At 69.6% G+C, this 15,535-nt stretch carries 16 protein-coding genes; 9 read left to right on the top strand and 7 right to left on the bottom strand.

Translation table 11 applies throughout. The features are described from left to right. Positions 1–81: 81 nt before the first annotated feature. The gene (locus tag ACZ5MJ_RS30660) at positions 82–1,533 is read right to left on the bottom strand and encodes a heavy metal sensor histidine kinase (protein ID WP_464224777.1); all 1,452 of its coding nucleotides are present in this window, start codon (positions 1,531–1,533) and stop codon (positions 82–84) included. Then, entirely contained in the window at positions 1,530–2,219 is a 690-nt protein-coding gene (locus ACZ5MJ_RS30655) for a heavy metal response regulator transcription factor (RefSeq protein WP_464224775.1), read from the bottom strand. Before ACZ5MJ_RS30655 ends, ACZ5MJ_RS30660 begins: the two co-directional genes overlap by 4 nt. Positions 2,220–2,419: 200 nt before the next feature. Between ACZ5MJ_RS30655 and ACZ5MJ_RS30650 the strand changes: the two genes are divergently transcribed. Beyond that, the gene (locus tag ACZ5MJ_RS30650) at positions 2,420–2,869 is read left to right on the top strand and encodes a hypothetical protein (RefSeq protein WP_464224774.1); all 450 of its coding nucleotides are present in this window, start codon (positions 2,420–2,422) and stop codon (positions 2,867–2,869) included. A 59-nt stretch (positions 2,870–2,928) separates the two neighbouring features. Here the strand turns inward: ACZ5MJ_RS30650 and ACZ5MJ_RS30645 are convergent, their stop codons facing one another. Then, positions 2,929–3,255 carry an H-NS family nucleoid-associated regulatory protein gene (locus ACZ5MJ_RS30645; RefSeq protein ID WP_464224773.1) on the bottom strand — a complete coding sequence of 109 codons (327 nt, stop codon included), beginning with the start codon at positions 3,253–3,255 and terminating at the stop codon, positions 2,929–2,931. A 283-nt stretch (positions 3,256–3,538) separates the two neighbouring features. Between ACZ5MJ_RS30645 and ACZ5MJ_RS30640 the strand changes: the two genes are divergently transcribed. After that, positions 3,539–3,772, top strand: coding sequence for a hydroxyquinol 1,2-dioxygenase (locus tag ACZ5MJ_RS30640; RefSeq protein WP_464224772.1), 234 nt, complete (start codon positions 3,539–3,541; stop codon positions 3,770–3,772). 24 nt (positions 3,773–3,796) lie between these two features. On the opposite strand, the gene ACZ5MJ_RS30635 is transcribed toward ACZ5MJ_RS30640, so the two are convergent. After that, a complete protein-coding gene (locus ACZ5MJ_RS30635) occupies positions 3,797–4,672 on the bottom strand; it encodes a beta-keto acid cleavage family enzyme (RefSeq protein ID WP_464224771.1) in 876 nt (291 codons plus the stop codon). After that, entirely contained in the window at positions 4,669–5,637 is a 969-nt protein-coding gene (locus ACZ5MJ_RS30630) for a 3-hydroxyacyl-CoA dehydrogenase family protein (RefSeq protein WP_464224770.1), read from the bottom strand. The genes ACZ5MJ_RS30635 and ACZ5MJ_RS30630 overlap by 4 nt, the downstream gene beginning before the upstream one ends. A gap of 136 nt (positions 5,638–5,773) precedes the next feature. Between ACZ5MJ_RS30630 and ACZ5MJ_RS30625 the strand changes: the two genes are divergently transcribed. The 4 genes from ACZ5MJ_RS30625 to ACZ5MJ_RS30610 all read left to right on the top strand — a co-directional run bounded on the left by ACZ5MJ_RS30625 (position 5,774) and on the right by ACZ5MJ_RS30610 (position 10,411). Further along, positions 5,774–6,712 carry a LysR substrate-binding domain-containing protein gene (locus ACZ5MJ_RS30625; protein WP_464224769.1) on the top strand — a complete coding sequence of 313 codons (939 nt, stop codon included), beginning with the start codon at positions 5,774–5,776 and terminating at the stop codon, positions 6,710–6,712. After that, entirely contained in the window at positions 6,709–8,949 is a 2,241-nt protein-coding gene (locus tag ACZ5MJ_RS30620) for a cation:proton antiporter (RefSeq protein ID WP_464224768.1), read from the top strand. The genes ACZ5MJ_RS30625 and ACZ5MJ_RS30620 overlap by 4 nt, the downstream gene beginning before the upstream one ends. Before the next feature lie 261 nt (positions 8,950–9,210). Further along, on the top strand, positions 9,211–10,089 hold the full coding sequence (locus ACZ5MJ_RS30615; protein ID WP_464224767.1) for an NAD(P)-dependent oxidoreductase: 879 nt from the start codon (positions 9,211–9,213) through the stop codon (positions 10,087–10,089). A gap of 145 nt (positions 10,090–10,234) precedes the next feature. Beyond that, positions 10,235–10,411: a glycine zipper 2TM domain-containing protein gene (locus ACZ5MJ_RS30610; protein ID WP_115214560.1), complete on the top strand. Its 177-nt coding sequence runs from the start codon at positions 10,235–10,237 to the stop codon at positions 10,409–10,411. Between the two features lie 227 nt (positions 10,412–10,638). Here ACZ5MJ_RS30610 and ACZ5MJ_RS30605 read toward each other — a convergent pair whose 3' ends face one another. Together ACZ5MJ_RS30605 and ACZ5MJ_RS30600 are read right to left on the bottom strand one after the other, a co-directional pair. Further along, a complete protein-coding gene (locus ACZ5MJ_RS30605; protein WP_464224766.1) occupies positions 10,639–11,472 on the bottom strand; it encodes a glycosyltransferase family 2 protein in 834 nt (277 codons plus the stop codon). 52 nt (positions 11,473–11,524) lie between these two features. Beyond that, on the bottom strand, positions 11,525–11,785 hold the full coding sequence (locus ACZ5MJ_RS30600; RefSeq protein WP_078200395.1) for a phosphopantetheine-binding protein: 261 nt from the start codon (positions 11,783–11,785) through the stop codon (positions 11,525–11,527). Between the two features lie 292 nt (positions 11,786–12,077). Between ACZ5MJ_RS30600 and ACZ5MJ_RS30595 the strand changes: the two genes are divergently transcribed. Genes ACZ5MJ_RS30595 through ACZ5MJ_RS30585 form a run of 3 tightly spaced genes read left to right on the top strand, consistent with a single transcriptional unit; the run spans position 12,078 to position 15,529 of the window. Further along, entirely contained in the window at positions 12,078–12,815 is a 738-nt protein-coding gene (locus tag ACZ5MJ_RS30595) for a COG4648 family protein (protein WP_464224765.1), read from the top strand. A gap of 24 nt (positions 12,816–12,839) precedes the next feature. Next, complete coding sequence (locus ACZ5MJ_RS30590) at positions 12,840–14,561, top strand: AMP-binding protein (RefSeq protein ID WP_464224764.1); 1,722 nt, start codon at positions 12,840–12,842, stop codon at positions 14,559–14,561. Beyond that, a complete protein-coding gene (locus tag ACZ5MJ_RS30585; RefSeq protein WP_464224763.1) occupies positions 14,555–15,529 on the top strand; it encodes an LpxL/LpxP family acyltransferase in 975 nt (324 codons plus the stop codon). Before ACZ5MJ_RS30590 ends, ACZ5MJ_RS30585 begins: the two co-directional genes overlap by 7 nt. Positions 15,530–15,535 lie beyond the last annotated feature (6 nt).

Below are 15,535 nucleotides of genomic sequence, written 5' to 3'. Positions count from 1 at the left end.
GCCGGGCGCCCCGGTACGGGCGCGGCCGGCACGCGCGCCATTATGCGCGCGTGCCAGGCGTGCGCAAGTGGCCGGACGGGCTCAGGCAACGCTGGTCGCGGATGGCACCGCAGGGGCCGCGCCCGCCCCGGCGGGGAACTGCAGCGTGAACACGGTCATGCCGTCGACGCTGCGAACCGTCACACCGCCGCCGTGCAGCCGCATGATGGTGTCGACGATGGCCAGCCCCAGCCCCGTTGACGCCGCCGAATTGCGCCGCGCCGGATCGGCCCGGTAGAAGCGCCCGAAGATGTGCGGCAGCGTCTCCGGGGGAATTGCCGGCCCGGCGTTGCTCACGCGGATGCTGGTGCCAGCGCCGGCCACGGCCGGCGCGCGTCCGACGTCGACCTGCACCAGGCTGCCCGCCGGAGCATGCCGCAGCGCGTTGTCCAGCAGGTTGGTGACCGCGCGCCGCAGCAGCGTCTGGTCGGCCTGCACCGGCGCGGAGCCGATGACCGTCAGCGTGACGTCGCGGTCAGCCGCCACGGCCTCGAAGTACTCGGCCATCTTGTCCAGCTCCTCGCGCGCGTCCAGCGCGCGCACGTCCAGCGCCACCTGTGCATGGTCGGCGCGCGCCAGGAACAGCATGTTTTCGATCATGCGCGCAAGGCGCTCGTACTCCTCCAGGTTGGATTCAAGCAGCGCCTCGTACTCGGACGTCGCACGGCTTTGCGCCAGCGTGACCTGGGTCTGGCCGATCAGGTTGCTGATCGGCGTACGGAAGTCGTGGGCCAGGTCGGCCGAGAATTCCGAGAGCCGCGAAAAGCTGTCCTGCAGCCGCGCCAGCATGTCGTTGAGCGCCCCCGCCAGCTCGCGCAGTTCGGCCGGCGCGCGGCCCACGTCGAGCCGGGTGGCGAGGCGGCTGGTGGTGACTGCGGCAGCATCGGCAGCCATGCGCCGCAGCGGCCGCAGCGCGCGGCGCGCCAGTACCAGGCCCAGCCCCGCGGCCACCGCCGCGCCGCACAGCGTGGCCCACAGCACCTGGTGGCGGTACTCGCGTACCAGCGCCACGCGATAGCCCGCGTCGCGCAGCACCACGATCTCCACCGCCTTGTCCGAGTCGCCCAGCTGGCCGAGCGCGGCAATCCCCCGCGAAGGCACGCCGTTCTTCGGACGCCAGGTCTGCAGCAGGCGTTTCTCTGGCTGGGTGGTGGCGGGCAACACCCGCAGCGGCGGCACGGTCTCGTTGCGCGGATTGAGCGTGACCAGCGGCTCGCCCTGGCGCGTGCGTACCACCAGGATCAGGCCCTCATGGCCCATCGCGATATCGGCAAAGCGGTGCGTATCGGCACGGATCTCGGCCTCGCTGCGTACCTCGCGCAGCAAGTGGCGCACCAGCAGCACCTCGCCGACCAGCTCGCTTTCGTCGCGCCCTTCCAGCTGGGTCGACAGCGCGCTCGACAGGTAGGCAGCCACGGTGACCAGGATCGCCGCCGTGGCCAGCCCGTACGCCAGCGCCAGCCGCGTGGTCAGCGACGACGGCAGCCGCATCATGCGTGGCGCACCCTGTCCTCACCTTCGTCCAGCACATAGCCCATGCCGCGGCGCGTATGGATCAGCTTGCGCGGGAACGGGTCATCGACCTTGGCGCGCAGGCGCCGGATCGACACATCGACCACATTGGTGTTGCTGTCGAAATTGACATCCCACACCTGCGAGGCGATCAGCGAGCGCGACAGCACCTCGCCGCGCCGGCGCGCCAGCAGGTACAGCAGCGCGAACTCCTTGGACGTCAGGTCGATCTTCTGGCCGGCGCGCACCACACGGCGGCGGATCGCGTCGATCTGCAGGTCGGCCACTTCAATGAACTCGCTCTCGCGCAGCGGGCCACGCCGCAGGATGGTGCGGATGCGCAGCACCAGCTCGGCAAAGGCAAAGGGCTTGACCATGTAGTCGTCGGCGCCGAGCTCCAGGCCCTTGAGGCGGTCCGACAGTTCGTCGCGCGCGGTCAGGAACAGCACCGGAGTGTCGCGCTCGCGGCGCAGCTCGCGCAGCACCTGCCAGCCGTCCAGGCCCGGCAGCATCACGTCCAGCACGATCAGGTCATAGGGATGCTCGCGCGCATGGGCCAGGCCGTCCGCGCCGTCGCGCGCCAGGTCCACCACGAAGCCGGATTCGGTCAGGCCCTTGTGCAGGTAGTCGCCTGCCTTAGGTTCGTCCTCGACAATCAGGATGCGCATGATTCAGTCACTTTCCGGCGGCACCAGCACCGCCATGGCGTAACGCTAGCCGAGGATGACGGCAAATGGGCAAAGATTGCAGAAATGTCATCACCATGCCGGATCATGACAGGGGCAAACCCCGGTAAAATGCGCCCTCACTCCCGGGCGCCGCCGTTGGTGCGCGTCCGCATTGCCCCCATTCTGCCTGTTCCCTCCCGATGAAACGCCTGCCGAACTGCCTGCTGCTGTCTCTTGCCTTGCTTGCGTTGCCTGCCTCCGGTACCGCGGCAGCAGTAACCACGGTGTGCAGCGCGGTGCAGGCGGCCGGCCTGTCGCTGCCCGAGCGGCATGTGGCGGCCAAGCTGGAAGCGGAAGCGGCGCTCGATGGCGCCGGCCAGGGGACCTGCCGCGGCAGCGCGGTGCAGGTGATGGCCGAGCCCGGCGGCAGCGGGGAGCCGCTGCACCTGCACGACGCCAATGCGCCGCAGGCCACCGACGCGGTCGCCACGCCGCAGGAAACGCAGCCCACCGTCACCGGGGTGCTGCAGGAACTGCCGGAGGAGGTATTCGCGCACTGGGCGCACGCGGCGCCCATGGCGACGCTGGCGGCGTTCACCGGCATCCTGCCGCTGCTGCCCGTCGTACGGCTGCTGCCCGCGCGCTGCTGAGCGCGCCTTCAGCCCGATCGCGTCAAGCGCTGTTTCAAGGCGCCATGTTCAGGCGCGCATTATTCGACGCGGAAGAAGTCGATCGACTGTCCGGCGTTGACGGCACGTTGCAGCCAGTCGGGATACTCGCCCTGCCCGTCCCAGCTCTGGCCAAGGGCATTGCGATAGAGCGGGCGGGCGCCCGCAGCGGCTTTGGGAGCGACAGCGCGGGCAGCTTCGGCCCCGGCAGACGGCGCGACGTCGGCTTGTGCAGGCTGTGCCGCGGCAATGGAAACCGTGTCGAAGCATCCCGCGGCGACGAGATCGTCGATCGTCAGGGCATAACGGTCCATTTGCTCGCGGATCCACGCCACCGCAGCGAGTTTGGCTGAATCAGACTCGGACATGACTCTCGTGAGAGGCCCGCTGCATTTCCGCGGGCAATGAAAAACCGGCGATGGAACCGCAGGCCGGTCGGACAGCCGTGATTCTACAGCTTTTGTCGGCACTCCCGCTGCTCTCTCATGCCAGCGCGGGCAATTGCCGCGCACTTCCCGCGCGCTTGCCTCCGACCTGCGCAGCGGGATGACGGCAATGTCATGCGCCGGTCATGCTCGCGTGGGGGCGCGCTGCCTAGACTTGCCACACCGCCACCCATCCCGGGCCGGCACTCTTACGGAGAAGCGATCCATGCAAGCACTCAGGCAAGTCTTTGTCGCCACCGCCCTTATTGCCGGCGTTGCCGGCGCCGCGCAAGCCGCACCGCGCAGCGTCGATCCGTTCAGCGACGGCGCGCGCAGCGCCACCAGCGCCCGCAGCCCGTTCACCGACGGCTCCCACGGCGCCACTGGCACCCGCAGCCCCTTCACTGACGGCGCGCACAACCCCAACGCCCCGCGCGACAGCTACACTGACGGCGGCTGACGCTGGCCCGTCCGGCTCCTTGCCTCAGCGCACCTCTGCGTAGATGCGCCGCGCATCGGCCGCATCCGCAATGGGCCGGCCCAGCGTCAGCCCGCCCTGCACCGCTTGCGCCACCAGCGCGTGGTTGCCGGGCGCGCGGCTGCCGTCGCGCAGCAGCAGGTTGTTCTCAAAGCCCACCCGCACATGGCCGCCGAACGCGGCGGCCGCGGTCACACAGGCATTTTCCTCGCGTCCGAAGGCGCAGATGGCCCACGGCAGCGCATCGCCAGCCTCGCCAGCGGCCTGCAGGAACGGCAGCAGGTCGTGCGGCGACGAGACCTGGCCCGCCGAATAGCGTCCCAGCACATACAGCACCGACCACGCGCCCGGCGGCACCATGCCGCGCGCGCGCATCGACTGCCAGCGTTGCACGTCGGCCACGTCATACAGGATCACCTGCGTCATCACGCGCTCGCGCGCCAGCCAGGCGAAGAACGCCGCCAGCTCGCTGTCCGGGATCTCCGGCACCGCGACTTCACGCAGGCCGACCGAGACCGCCTCGGGCCGCAGCTCGCGCACCATGGCCATCTGCTCGGCAGCCTTGTACACGCCGGCGGCCTCGCTGGTCACCTGCACCAGCAGCGCCTCGCCGACGGCCTGCTTCACTGCCGCCAGCGCGTCACGGTAGGTCTGCGCATCGAGCGAATGGCGGCCCTCGGCATCGCGCACATGCATGTGCATCATGGCCGCGCCGGCATCCAGGCAGGCGCGCGCCTCGGCGGCCAGCGCCGCCGCGGTCAGCGGCACCGCGGGATGGTCGCTGGCGCGCTTGTAGGCGCCGTTGGGCGCCACCGTAACAATCAGCGGCGACTCGGCCAGCGGCGCGCGGCTGGGATTGGCTTGGGGTGTGCTCTGGGTCATGGCTGGATCTCGGGCAGTTCGGGCGCAATCAGCGCCAGGCCGGCGCGCAGCAGGTGGTCATAGCGCGCGCGCTCGGCGGCAATGGTTTCGGGGGTCCACTGGTAGAAGCCTTCGCCGCGCTTCATGCCGTGGCGGCCATCGGCGGCACGCTCGGACAGGCAGCGCGCCGGGTGGTCGTCGTTGCAGAAGGTCGGGTACATGGTGGCGCCGGCAGCCGCGTGCACATCGATGCCGGCGTGGTCGCGCTGCAGCACCGGCCCCGCCGCCAGGAAACGGAAGCCAAAGCCGAAGCGCACCGCCGCATCGACATCCTCCGGCGAGGCAATGCCGCGGTCGATCAGGCTGAAGGCCTCGCGCGACAGCGCGTGCTGCAGACGGTTGGCAAGAAAGCCCGGCAGGTCCTTGCGCACCTTGACCGGCACCATCGCGCAGCGCCGCATGAAAGCGATCAGCGCGTCGGCGCAGGCCTCGTCGCTGGCATCGCCCATTACCACCTCCACCAGCGGCACCAGGTGCGCGGGCATGAAGAAGTGCAGCCCCAGCATGCGCGCACGCGTGTCGAGGCCGGCACCGACGGCGCTGATCGGAAAGCTGGAGCTGTTGCTGGCCAGCACCGCATCGGGCCGCGCGCGCCGCACCAGGTCGGCAAAGAGCGCCTGCTTCAGGTCCAGCTGTTCCGGGATGCACTCGATCACCAGGTCCACCGAGGGCCAGTCCACCTGGTCCAGCGTGGCCGCCACGGCAAGCTGCTCCGCGCCTTGCTCGCGGCCGATCGCCGCCAGGTTGCCGCGCACGCGCCCGGGCAGCGCGCCGGCACGGCCGGCATCGGGCTCGACCACGGTGGTGCGGCACAGCGCGCGGGTCAGCACCACGGCGACATCGGCGCCCATGGTGCCGCCGCCCACCACCACGGCATGCGCGGCACCGGGCCGGCTCAGGATGCCCGGATCAGTCGGATTCGGCATAGGTTCTCCCAGGAATCCCGGCAGTGTAGTGAACTTGCTTTGATTGAAGAAGTCGATTCTATGAATAAAATGATCCGTAAATCAGATCAATCGAGTGACCCAGTCGGCGCCAGATGCCGCCGGCCCGCTGCCGCCCATGAAAATCAACTTGTCGATGCGCGACGTCGAAACCACGCTGGTGCTTGGCCGCACGCTGAACTTCCGCCAGGCCGCCAGCCAGCTGCACCTGTCGCAATCCGCCCTGTCCACGCAGATCCTGCGCATCGAGGAATCCCTCGGCGTGCGCCTGTTTGACCGCACCACCCGCACGGTACGCCTGACCGCGGCGGGCCGGGTCTTCATGCAGCAGGCCGTCCTGCTGCAGGCCGCGTTCCGCGGCGCCATCGACGCCGTGACCGGCATTGCCAGCGCCGAGCGCGGCCAGGTCGCCGTGGCGGCGCTGCCCTCGCTGGCGGCGCGCATGCTGCCGCGCGTGCTGATGGCCTACCATCAGGCGCGCCCGGAAGTGGCGTTGAAGGTGTTCGATACCTTGTCCGGCCCGGCGTTCGACCTGGTGCGCGCCGGCGAGGTGGATTTCGCGCTGACCGCCGCCGACCCCCAGCAGGCGGACCTGCAGTATGAGCCGCTGCTGTCGGACCGCTTTGTGCTGCTGATCCCCTCGGCGCACCCGATGGCGCGCAGCGCCGGGCCACTGCGCTGGGCGGATACCGCCGGCGCGGCGCATGTGTCGATGACGCATCCAAGCAGCGTGCGCCAGTATGCGGAGTGGGCCTTCCTGCAGAACCGCATCCGCTTCCAGCCGGTGTTCGAGGCCGAACGTCTGGCCACCATCGCGGCCATGGTCGAATGCGGCTTCGGCGTGGCCGCGCTGCCGGAGATCGCCGCCGGCACCGTACGCCAGCCCGGCATTGTCGAGCGGCTGCTGACGGACCCGGTCACCGAGCGCTCGATCGGGCTGGTGACCTCGCGCAACCGCAGCCTGTCGCCGGCGGCCGCCGAACTGGCCGCCGCGGTGCGCATGCAACTGGCAAGCCCGCCAGTGCGCGCCACCGCCGACACGGAGGCCGGCGCATGAGCATCATCGTCGACATCCTGATCCTGGCCGGCGCGCTGCTGGCCATCGTCGCCGTGGTGCAGGTGGCCGCCGCGCGGCTGGTGTTGCCCGAGTCCACCCTGCTGTCGGCCATCGGCATCGCCATCGGCGCGGGCTACGTGGCGATCGACGCCGCCCACCCGGAATTTGCCCGCCATTTCCTGCATCCGCTGATCGACCCCGCGCTGCCGCCCGAGGCCTACCTGTGGATCTTCCTGCCGCCACTGCTGTTCCACGCGGCACTGACGGCGGACGTGCGCAGCATGCTGCCCGACGCAGCACCGATCCTGCTGCTGGCGGTGGTTGCCGTGGTGGTGGCAACCGGCATGATCGGCGTGGCCACGGCGGCCGCCAGCGGCCTGCCGCTGGCGGTCTGCCTGCTGCTGGGCGCGGTGGTGGCCACCACCGACCCGGCCGCGGTGATCGCGATCTTCCGCGACGTGGGCGCGCCGGCCCGGCTGATCCGGCTGGTCGAAGGCGAGAGCCTGCTCAACGACGCCGCGGCCATCGCCATTGTCGGCGTGCTGGTGGCAATGCTGACCGGGCATGGCGCGCAGGCCACGCTGGCGGCGGGCCTGCGCGAACTGGCCTGGTCGTTCATCGGCGGCGTGCTGTGCGGCGTGCTGGCCGGACGGCTGGTCTCCGACCTGCTGCCCCGCCTGGCCGGCCTGGCCATGGCCGAAAGCGCGCTGACGCTGGCGCTGCCCTACCCGCTCTACCTGCTGGCCGAGCAACTGCTGGGGGTGTCCGGCGTCGTCGCGGTGGTGTGCGCGGGCCTGATGGTCAGCGCACTGGGCCCCACCCGCCTGACCCCGCCAAACTGGCGCCACCTGCGCATGATCTGGGAACAGTTTGCGGGCATCGCCGGGGCCGTGGTGTTCTTGCTGGCCGCGGTGCGCGTGCCGTCGATGCTGGCGGGCGTGACCAGGCATCATGCCTGGCTGCTGCTGACCCTGGTGATCGCAGCGCTGGCAGCGCGACTGGTGACGCTGTTCGGCCTGCTGCCGCTGCTGTCCTGGCTGCGGCTGAGCGCGCCCATCAACGGCGCCTTCAAGCTGGCGATCGCCTGGGGCGGGCTGCGCGGCGCGGTCACGCTGGTACTGGCGCTGGGCATCGCCGAGAACAGCGACCTGCCCTACGAAGCACGACATTTCGTCGCCATCCTGGCCACCGGCTTCGTGCTGGTCAGCCTGCTGCTCAACGGCACCACGCTGCGCGGCCTGATCCACCGGCTCGGCCTGGACCAGCTTTCGCCGCAGGAGCGCGCGCTGCAGCAGCAGGCGATCCGCCTTTCCACCGAGGAAGTCGAAGCCATGCTCGCACGCGTGGCCGACTCGTTCGACCTGCCCCCGGCCGCCGCGCGCGACGCCGCGCAGAAGTACCGGCACGGCATCGAACTGGGCTCGGCGGAGTTTGACTTCAATACTGCCTTGTCGGAGCGCGACCGCCTGACCATCGGCCTGGTCACGCTGGCCACGCGCGAGCGCGAACTGATCCCCGAGTATGGCGACGGCGTGATCTCGGTGGCCAACCTGGACGCGATGATGCGCAACACCACGCAGATGATCGACGCGGCGCGCGAACAGGGCCGCATCGGCTATAACCGGGCCGCGCGGCATATCCTGGACTATCACCCCAGCTTCAAGGTGGCGCTGTTCCTGCATCGCCGGTTGGGGATCGACCGGCCGCTCGCCCGCGCCCTGGCCGACCGCTTCGAATTGCTGATCTGCCGCCAGACCGTGCTGGACCGGCTGCGCCGCTACAACCGCTCGATGCTCACGCCAGTGTTCGGTGCGCGCATGGCGACGGTGCTCGACGGGGTGCTCGAAGACCGCACCCGGGCCGCCGAGGCGGGACTGGCCGAGATGCGTGCCAGGTTCGGCGACTACACCGTGGCGCTGGAAAGGCGGCTGCTGATGCTGTTCGCCTTGCGCAGGGGCCGCCTGTCGCTGGAAACCATGCGCGAGGAGGCCGTGATTTCAAAGGAAGCGTTCAACCAGATCGCCCAGGTGATCCAGCAGGCCTGGCAAGCCAGCCTGGCCCGTCCGCCGCTGCGCGGCGTCACCGGGGGCAATGACTGTCCGGCCACGGCGCCGGACCCGCGGCCTTCACGAAGGGGCTTTGGTGCGGGTACGCGAGACGGCCGCCATGATGCCGATACCGAGCACGATCAGGCAGGCGATGCGAATACAGACGGCGGGCATGAGCCCGGCCGTTGACATGCCCCAGACAATGCCGCCCAACCAGCCATGACATGGGTATTTCTGTTTTCGCGATGTAGCGGGTATTTGTGCCGCCAACGTCATGCTGTCACGCACCATTCTGCGCCCCTCTGTATCTGTCCAACGCCCGCGCCGCCCCCGTATACTCCCGGAACCGGACGCGGCCCGCCGCTCCGCCCATGCAGTCCCGGGTGGACGCCATGCCAACAGGGCCGCGCCTCACCGATCCCGAACATAATCAAGCAACGGAGCAGCAGCATGCGTGTCGCATTCCTCGGACTGGGCGTCATGGGTTTCCATATGGCCGGCCACCTCGCAGCCAAGGGCCACGAGGTCACGGTGTATAACCGTACCGCCGCCAAGGCGCAGGCCTGGGTCGGGCAGTTCGGCGGCAAGTCCGCGCCTACCCCGGCGCAGGCCGTGCGCGATGCACAGGTGGTCTGCTCCTGCGTGGGCAACGACGACGACCTGCGCTCGGTGCTGACCGGGCATGACGGCGCCTTCTTCAGCGCACCCAGCGGCTGCATCTTTGTCGATCACACCACTGCCAGCGCCAATGTCGCGCGCGAGCTCTGCGCCGCCGCCGGCGAACGCGGCCTGCACTTTATCGACGGCCCGGTGTCCGGCGGCGAAGTCGGCGCGGAAAAAGGCATCCTGACCATCATGTGCGGCGGCGATGCCGAGGCCTATGCGCGCGCCGAGCCGGTCATTGCCGCGTACGCGCGCGCCGTGACCCGCATCGGCGAATCCGGTGCCGGCCAACTGGCCAAGATGGTCAACCAGATCAGCATCGCCGGCCTGATCCAGGGCCTGTCCGAGGCCATCGCTTTCGGCGAGCGCGCCGGACTGGACATGCGCCTGGTGCTGGACGTGATCAGCAAGGGCGCGGCCGGCTCCTGGCAGCTCGAGAACCGCGGGCCCACCATGATCGACAACAAGTTCGACTTCGGCTTCGCGGTGGACTGGATGCGCAAGGACCTGGGCCTGTGCCTGGACGAGGCTCGCCGCAACGGCGCCGGCCTGCCGGTCACCGCGCTGGTAGACCAGTTCTACGCCGACCTCCAGCAGATGGGCTGTGGCCGCGCCGACACCTCATCGCTGATCAAGCGCCTGCGCCAGCACGGCAAGGACGCCTGAAGGCGCTGCCTCGTCACCTGCTGTCGTCCGATTCCTACCGTGTAATCGGCGCTTCCCGGAAAGGCCGCGGACGGTCACATGCCTAAGCTTGACGCATGAGGGCCGGTTGCTCGCGGCCGGCCCGGCAACCAGGCAGGAGACCAACATGTGGAAACTCGCAGGTGCGCTTCTGGCAAGCGCAAGCATGGCGCTGGCCGGCTGTACGGCGACAGGCGCAGTGGCTGGCGGTGTGGCCGGGCATGAGCTGACCCACGGCAGCACGGCAGGGACCATCGGCGGCGCCGTGGTGGGCGGTGTGGTTGGCCACGAGCTGGGCAAGTAGGCCGCCCCCGGGCCCTCAATGAGCAAGGCCGCTTCGCGCGGCCTTGTTCCTTTTCTGATTTGTGCCTGGTGTCCTGTTCCGTAGATGACTTGCCAGAATGAAATCGTCCAGTTGGTCGTCAGGCTAGGCGCGAGGAGGCGCCATAGCCATAGCTATGGCAACGACGAGCAACGACGCATGGCGGCCAACTGGGCGATTTCATGGCAAGGCATTTGCGGAACAGGACACTACGCCGTGTGCCTTGTCGAGGTGCCGTCAGGCGGCCGCCGCAAGCGCCGCAACACCAGCATCGGCAGCCGCAACACGAACCCGGCCAGCAGCCGCAGGTGCATCCCCGTCAGCAGCAGGTTGTCGCGCAGATAGCGGAAATGCGATACCCCACCCTCGCGCCGGCTGAAATAGCGCACCGGCGCGTCGACGTTGACAGGCCGCACGCCACGCCAGCACAGGCGCACGGCGACTTCCGGATCAAAGTCGAAACGCCGCATCCAGCGGCTTTCCTGCATGACCGCGCGCAGCGGCGCAATCGGGTAGACGCGGAAGCCGTAGAGCGAATCGCCGATGCCCGCCCACAGCGTCTCCACGTCGACCCAGAAGTTGGACATGCGGCGCCAGTAAACCCGTTCGCGCGGCGCGCTGGCGTCGAACACCGGCCGACCCAGCACCATCGCCTCAGGCTCGCGCTGCGATACCGCCATGAATTGCGGGATCAGGTGGGCCGGATGCTGGCCGTCGGAATCCATCGCCAGCACATGCGTAAAGCCCGCCGCGGCGGCCGCATCGATGCCATGCAGCACCGCAGCGCCCTTGCCCTGGTTGCGCGGCAGCACCAGCACGCGCAGTCCGGGGTCGGTGGCCGCCTGTGCCTGCAGCCACTGCTCGCTGCCGTCGGTGCTGCCGTCGACCACCACCCACACCGGCGTCCAGGCGGCACGGGCGGCGCGCAGCACCTCGTGCAGGCGCACGCCCGGGTTGTAGCTGGGGATCAGCACCAGGTGTGTGGCGGAAGGCGCGGTACGGCCGTTCACCAGCGCCGGCGCGGGCGTGGCTTGCTGCGGCATATCGTGCTCCTGTCCTGGCTGACGAGAGTGAGAGTGCGGGGGAGCGTGGCGGCTAGCGCGTGCGTTGTTCCGCCAGGTAAGCGGCCAGGCTGCCCAGCGAGGCAAAGATGGTCTTGTTGTCGGGATTGTCCGAGCGCAGTTCCACGCCATACTTGCGCGATACCAGCAGGGCGATCTCGAGGATGTCGATGGAGTCCAGGCCAAAGCCGTCGCCATAGAGCGGCGTGGCGGCATTGACGTCCTCCAGCCGCAATTCGGCGATGTCGAGTTCGTCGATGATCAGGCGGGCAAGTTCGGTTTCGAGTTCGGTCATGTTGCTGAATGGCTGGAACGCCTGGCTGGAAAGCCGCTGCGGCACACGTCCGGGAAGGTTGTCCCGGTGCGCGCGTCGGGCACCCGATGCTATCAAACGGGGCAATTCCGAGCCAGTTGAGAGAAGTTTAGTAACAACATCAACACCCCCTTTCGGGAATCATCATCGCGTCCGGAGGGTCTTTTAGGGTATAAAGCGTTCGCTTCGCGTGCCTCGCGACCGCCATTCTAGGCGATGTGCGGAACCAGGCGCCCGGTCCAAGCGACTTACGCAACACACAAGAACTCCCCAAATGCCTTCGAGCCAGCCTTTTGACCGCCCCTCCCTGCCCGCCGCGCCGCCAGTACCCGCCCGGCAGGACGCAGCCGTCCAGCTGGGACGGCGCCATGGCTGGATTGGCGCAATCGCTGGCTTTGTCGTCTACGAATCCGCCTTGCATCGCGCGGCGCACCAGCCGGGTGCGGAGGTGGCCGCGCTGTTTCTGGGCGCGGCCCCGTTCCTGCTGATCGGCTTCCTGGCCTGCCGCCGGGCGGTGGGGCGTACCCCCGCCCTGGTTGGCCTGCTGGCGGCCTGCGCCGCGCTGTGGATCTGGCGCGCGCCGCTGGCCGGGCATTTTGGCTGGACCTATTACCTGCAGCACGCAGGCATCAATGCCGCGCTGGGCGCGATGTTTGCGCTGAGCCTGCGCCGCGGCAAGACCCCGCTGTGCACCCAGATCGCAACGGCGATCCATGGCCCGCTGTGCGCGGCACACACGCGCTACACCGTGCGCGTGACCCAGGCCTGGACGCTGTTCTTTGCCGCGACGGCAGGCGTGTCCACGCTGCTGTTCGTGCTCGCCCCGATCGCGACCTGGTCCAGCTTTGCCAACCTTGCCACGCCGCTGCTGATCGCCCTGATGTTCCTGGGCGAGGCCGTGTGCCGCCGCATCGCCTTTCCTGGCATGCACCATGGCGGCCTGCTGGACGCGGTGCATGGCTACCGCGCCGTCATGGCTGCGCGCGCGGGCCGGCCCGGCTTGCCGCGCTGACGCGGCGCAACCCGGCTCCGTTCCATGACCACGCTCCCCATCGTCGCGCACGCCTCGCCCGAAGACATCATCGCCTGGGCGCACGGGCGGCCCGTCACCGTGCGGCAGTTCCTGGCCGATGCGGCCAGCCTGACCGCCGCGCTGCCGGCCGGTGGCCATGTGTTCAACGCCTGCACCGACCGCTACCGCTTCACCGTCGGCCTGTGCGCGGCGCTGCTGGCGGGCAAGGCCACGCTGCTGCCGCCGTCGCACACGCCCGAGATGGTGCGCCAGCTGCTTGCCTTCGCGCCAGACGCCTTCTGCCTGCACGACCAGCCCGATGCGGCATTCAGTATGCCGGCCGTCCACTATCACGACGGCCTGGCCGGCGCGACATCGAATGGCCCGGCCGACATTCCCCGGATTCCAGCGGCGCAGGTCATGGCCTACGTGTTCACCTCGGGCTCGACCGGCACGCCGGTGCCGCATCGCAAGACCTGGGGCGCGATGGCACGCTGCGCGCGCGCGGCGGCGCAACGGCTTGGCCTGCTCGACGGGCGTGCCTGGACGCTGGTGGGCACGGTGCCGCCGCAGCATATGTTCGGGCTGGAAGCCACGGTCATGCTGGCACTGCAGGGCCGCGCGGCCCTGGTGGCGGCGCCAGCCTTCTATCCGGCCGATGTCAGCGATGCGCTGGCTTCGGTGCCGGCCCCGCGTGCGCTGGTCAGCTCGCCCGTGCACCTGCGCACCCTGGTGCAGTCAGACCGGGCAATGCCCGCTGCGGACCTGGTGCTGTGCGCCACGGCGCCGCTCGGCCGCCAGCTCGCAACCGAGACCGAAGCGCTGTTCCGCGCCCCGCTGTGCGAGATCTACGGCAGCACCGAGACCGGCCAGCTCGCCACGCGCCGCACCGCCCGGACCGATGCCTGGACGCTGGTGCCCGGCGTACGGCTGCAAGCGCGCCCGAATGCCGCCGGCGACGATACCGAAACCTGGGCCGAAGGCGGCCATATCGAACACCCGGTGCCGCTGGGCGACGCCATCGCCCAGCTCGATGACGAACGGTTCATGCTCCATGGCCGCAAGGCCGATATGCTCAATATCGCCGGCAAGCGCACCTCGCTGGGTTACCTGAACCACCAGCTCACGGCCATCGACGGCGTGCGCGACGGCGCCTTCTTCATGCCCGCCGACGCCCACGAAGGCGATACGCATGGCCACGTGGTGCGGCTGGTTGCGGTGGTGGTCGCGCCAGGCATTGCGCCCGCCCAGCTGCAGCAGGCACTGCGCGCGCGGATCGATCCTGCCTTCATGCCGCGGCCGCTGTACTTTGCCGACGGCCTGCCGCGCAATGCCGCCGGCAAGCTGCCGCGCGAAGCGCTGGCAGCGCTGGTCGCAAGGCTTGCCGCCGGGCAACCCGGTGATTGCATGCCAGGGCCGGGCTTTGTCATCGACGCCAGCCATCCTGCCATCGCCGGCCACTTCCCGGGCCATCCCATCGTGCCGGGCGTGGTGCTGCTGGACCATGCCGTGCTTGCACTCGGTGCGGCCCTGGGCCGCCCGCTCGCGGTCACGCAGGCCGGCATGCTCAAGTTCCTGAGCCCGGTGCGCCCGGGCGAGCGCGTGGAGATCGTGCACCAGGCCGATGCTGCAGCCGATGGCGGCGAGACCATCCGCTTCACGCTGCGCAGCGCCGGGCGCGATGTTGCCAGCGGCACGCTGCAGGTACGCGGCACCACGCCGCAGGCGGAGGCATCGCCATGCTGAGCTGGCTGTGGCGGCGGCAGGCGCCGCTGGACACCGAATGGTCCCGCCGCAAGGAGCGCGGCAACATTACCCTGCTGCGCATCATGACCTGGATCTCGCTGGCGCTCGGACGCCCCGCCGGGCGCGTGGTGCTGCGGGGGATCGCGGCCTACTTCATGCTGTTCGCGCCGGCGGCGCGCCATGCGTCGCGGGCGTACATGGACCGCGCGCTCGGACGCAGGGCCACCTGGAGCGACGGGTACCGGCATGTGTTCACGTTTGCTTCGACCATCCACGACCGCATCTACCTGCTCAACGGCCGCTTCGACCTGTTCGATATCCGCCTGCACGGCGAAGGGCAGCTGGAAGCCGCGATGGCGCGCGGGCGCGGGGCCATCCTGCTGGGTGCGCACCTGGGCAGCTTCGAGGTGGTGCGCGCGCTCGGGCGGCGCCATCCGGACATGGAAGTCGCGATCACCATGTACGAGGAGAACGCGCACAAGCTCAACGACGTGCTGCAGTCGATCAACCCGGCAATGCGCCAGGACGTGATCGCGCTGGGCCGCTTCGACACCATGCTGCGGGTGCGCGACTACCTTGACCGGGGCTACATGATCGGCATGCTGGCCGACCGCACGCTGTCGCAGCGCGCCACCGACCCGGTGCAGCAGTGCAGCTTCCTCGGCACGCCGACCGGCTTCCCCACCGGCCCGCTGCGCATGGCGGCGATGCTGCGCCGGCCGGTGTTCTTCATCACCGGCCTGTACCGCGGCGGCAACCGCTACGATGTCCACTTCGTCCCGCTGGCGGACTTCTCGGAGACCGCGCGCGGCCAGCGCGAAGCGGCGGTGCAGACCGCGCTGTCGGATTACGTGCGGCTGCTGGAGCGGTTCTGCCGCAGTGCCCCGTACAACTGGTTCAACTTCTACGACTTCTGGCATGCCGGCCCGCCGCTGTCCGAGCAGCCGCCGCCGGGGAACGAGCCCTAACCCGTG

The organism is Cupriavidus sp. LA-1, assembly GCF_055385985.1.
This window is presented reverse-complemented; position numbering and strand designations above follow the sequence as displayed.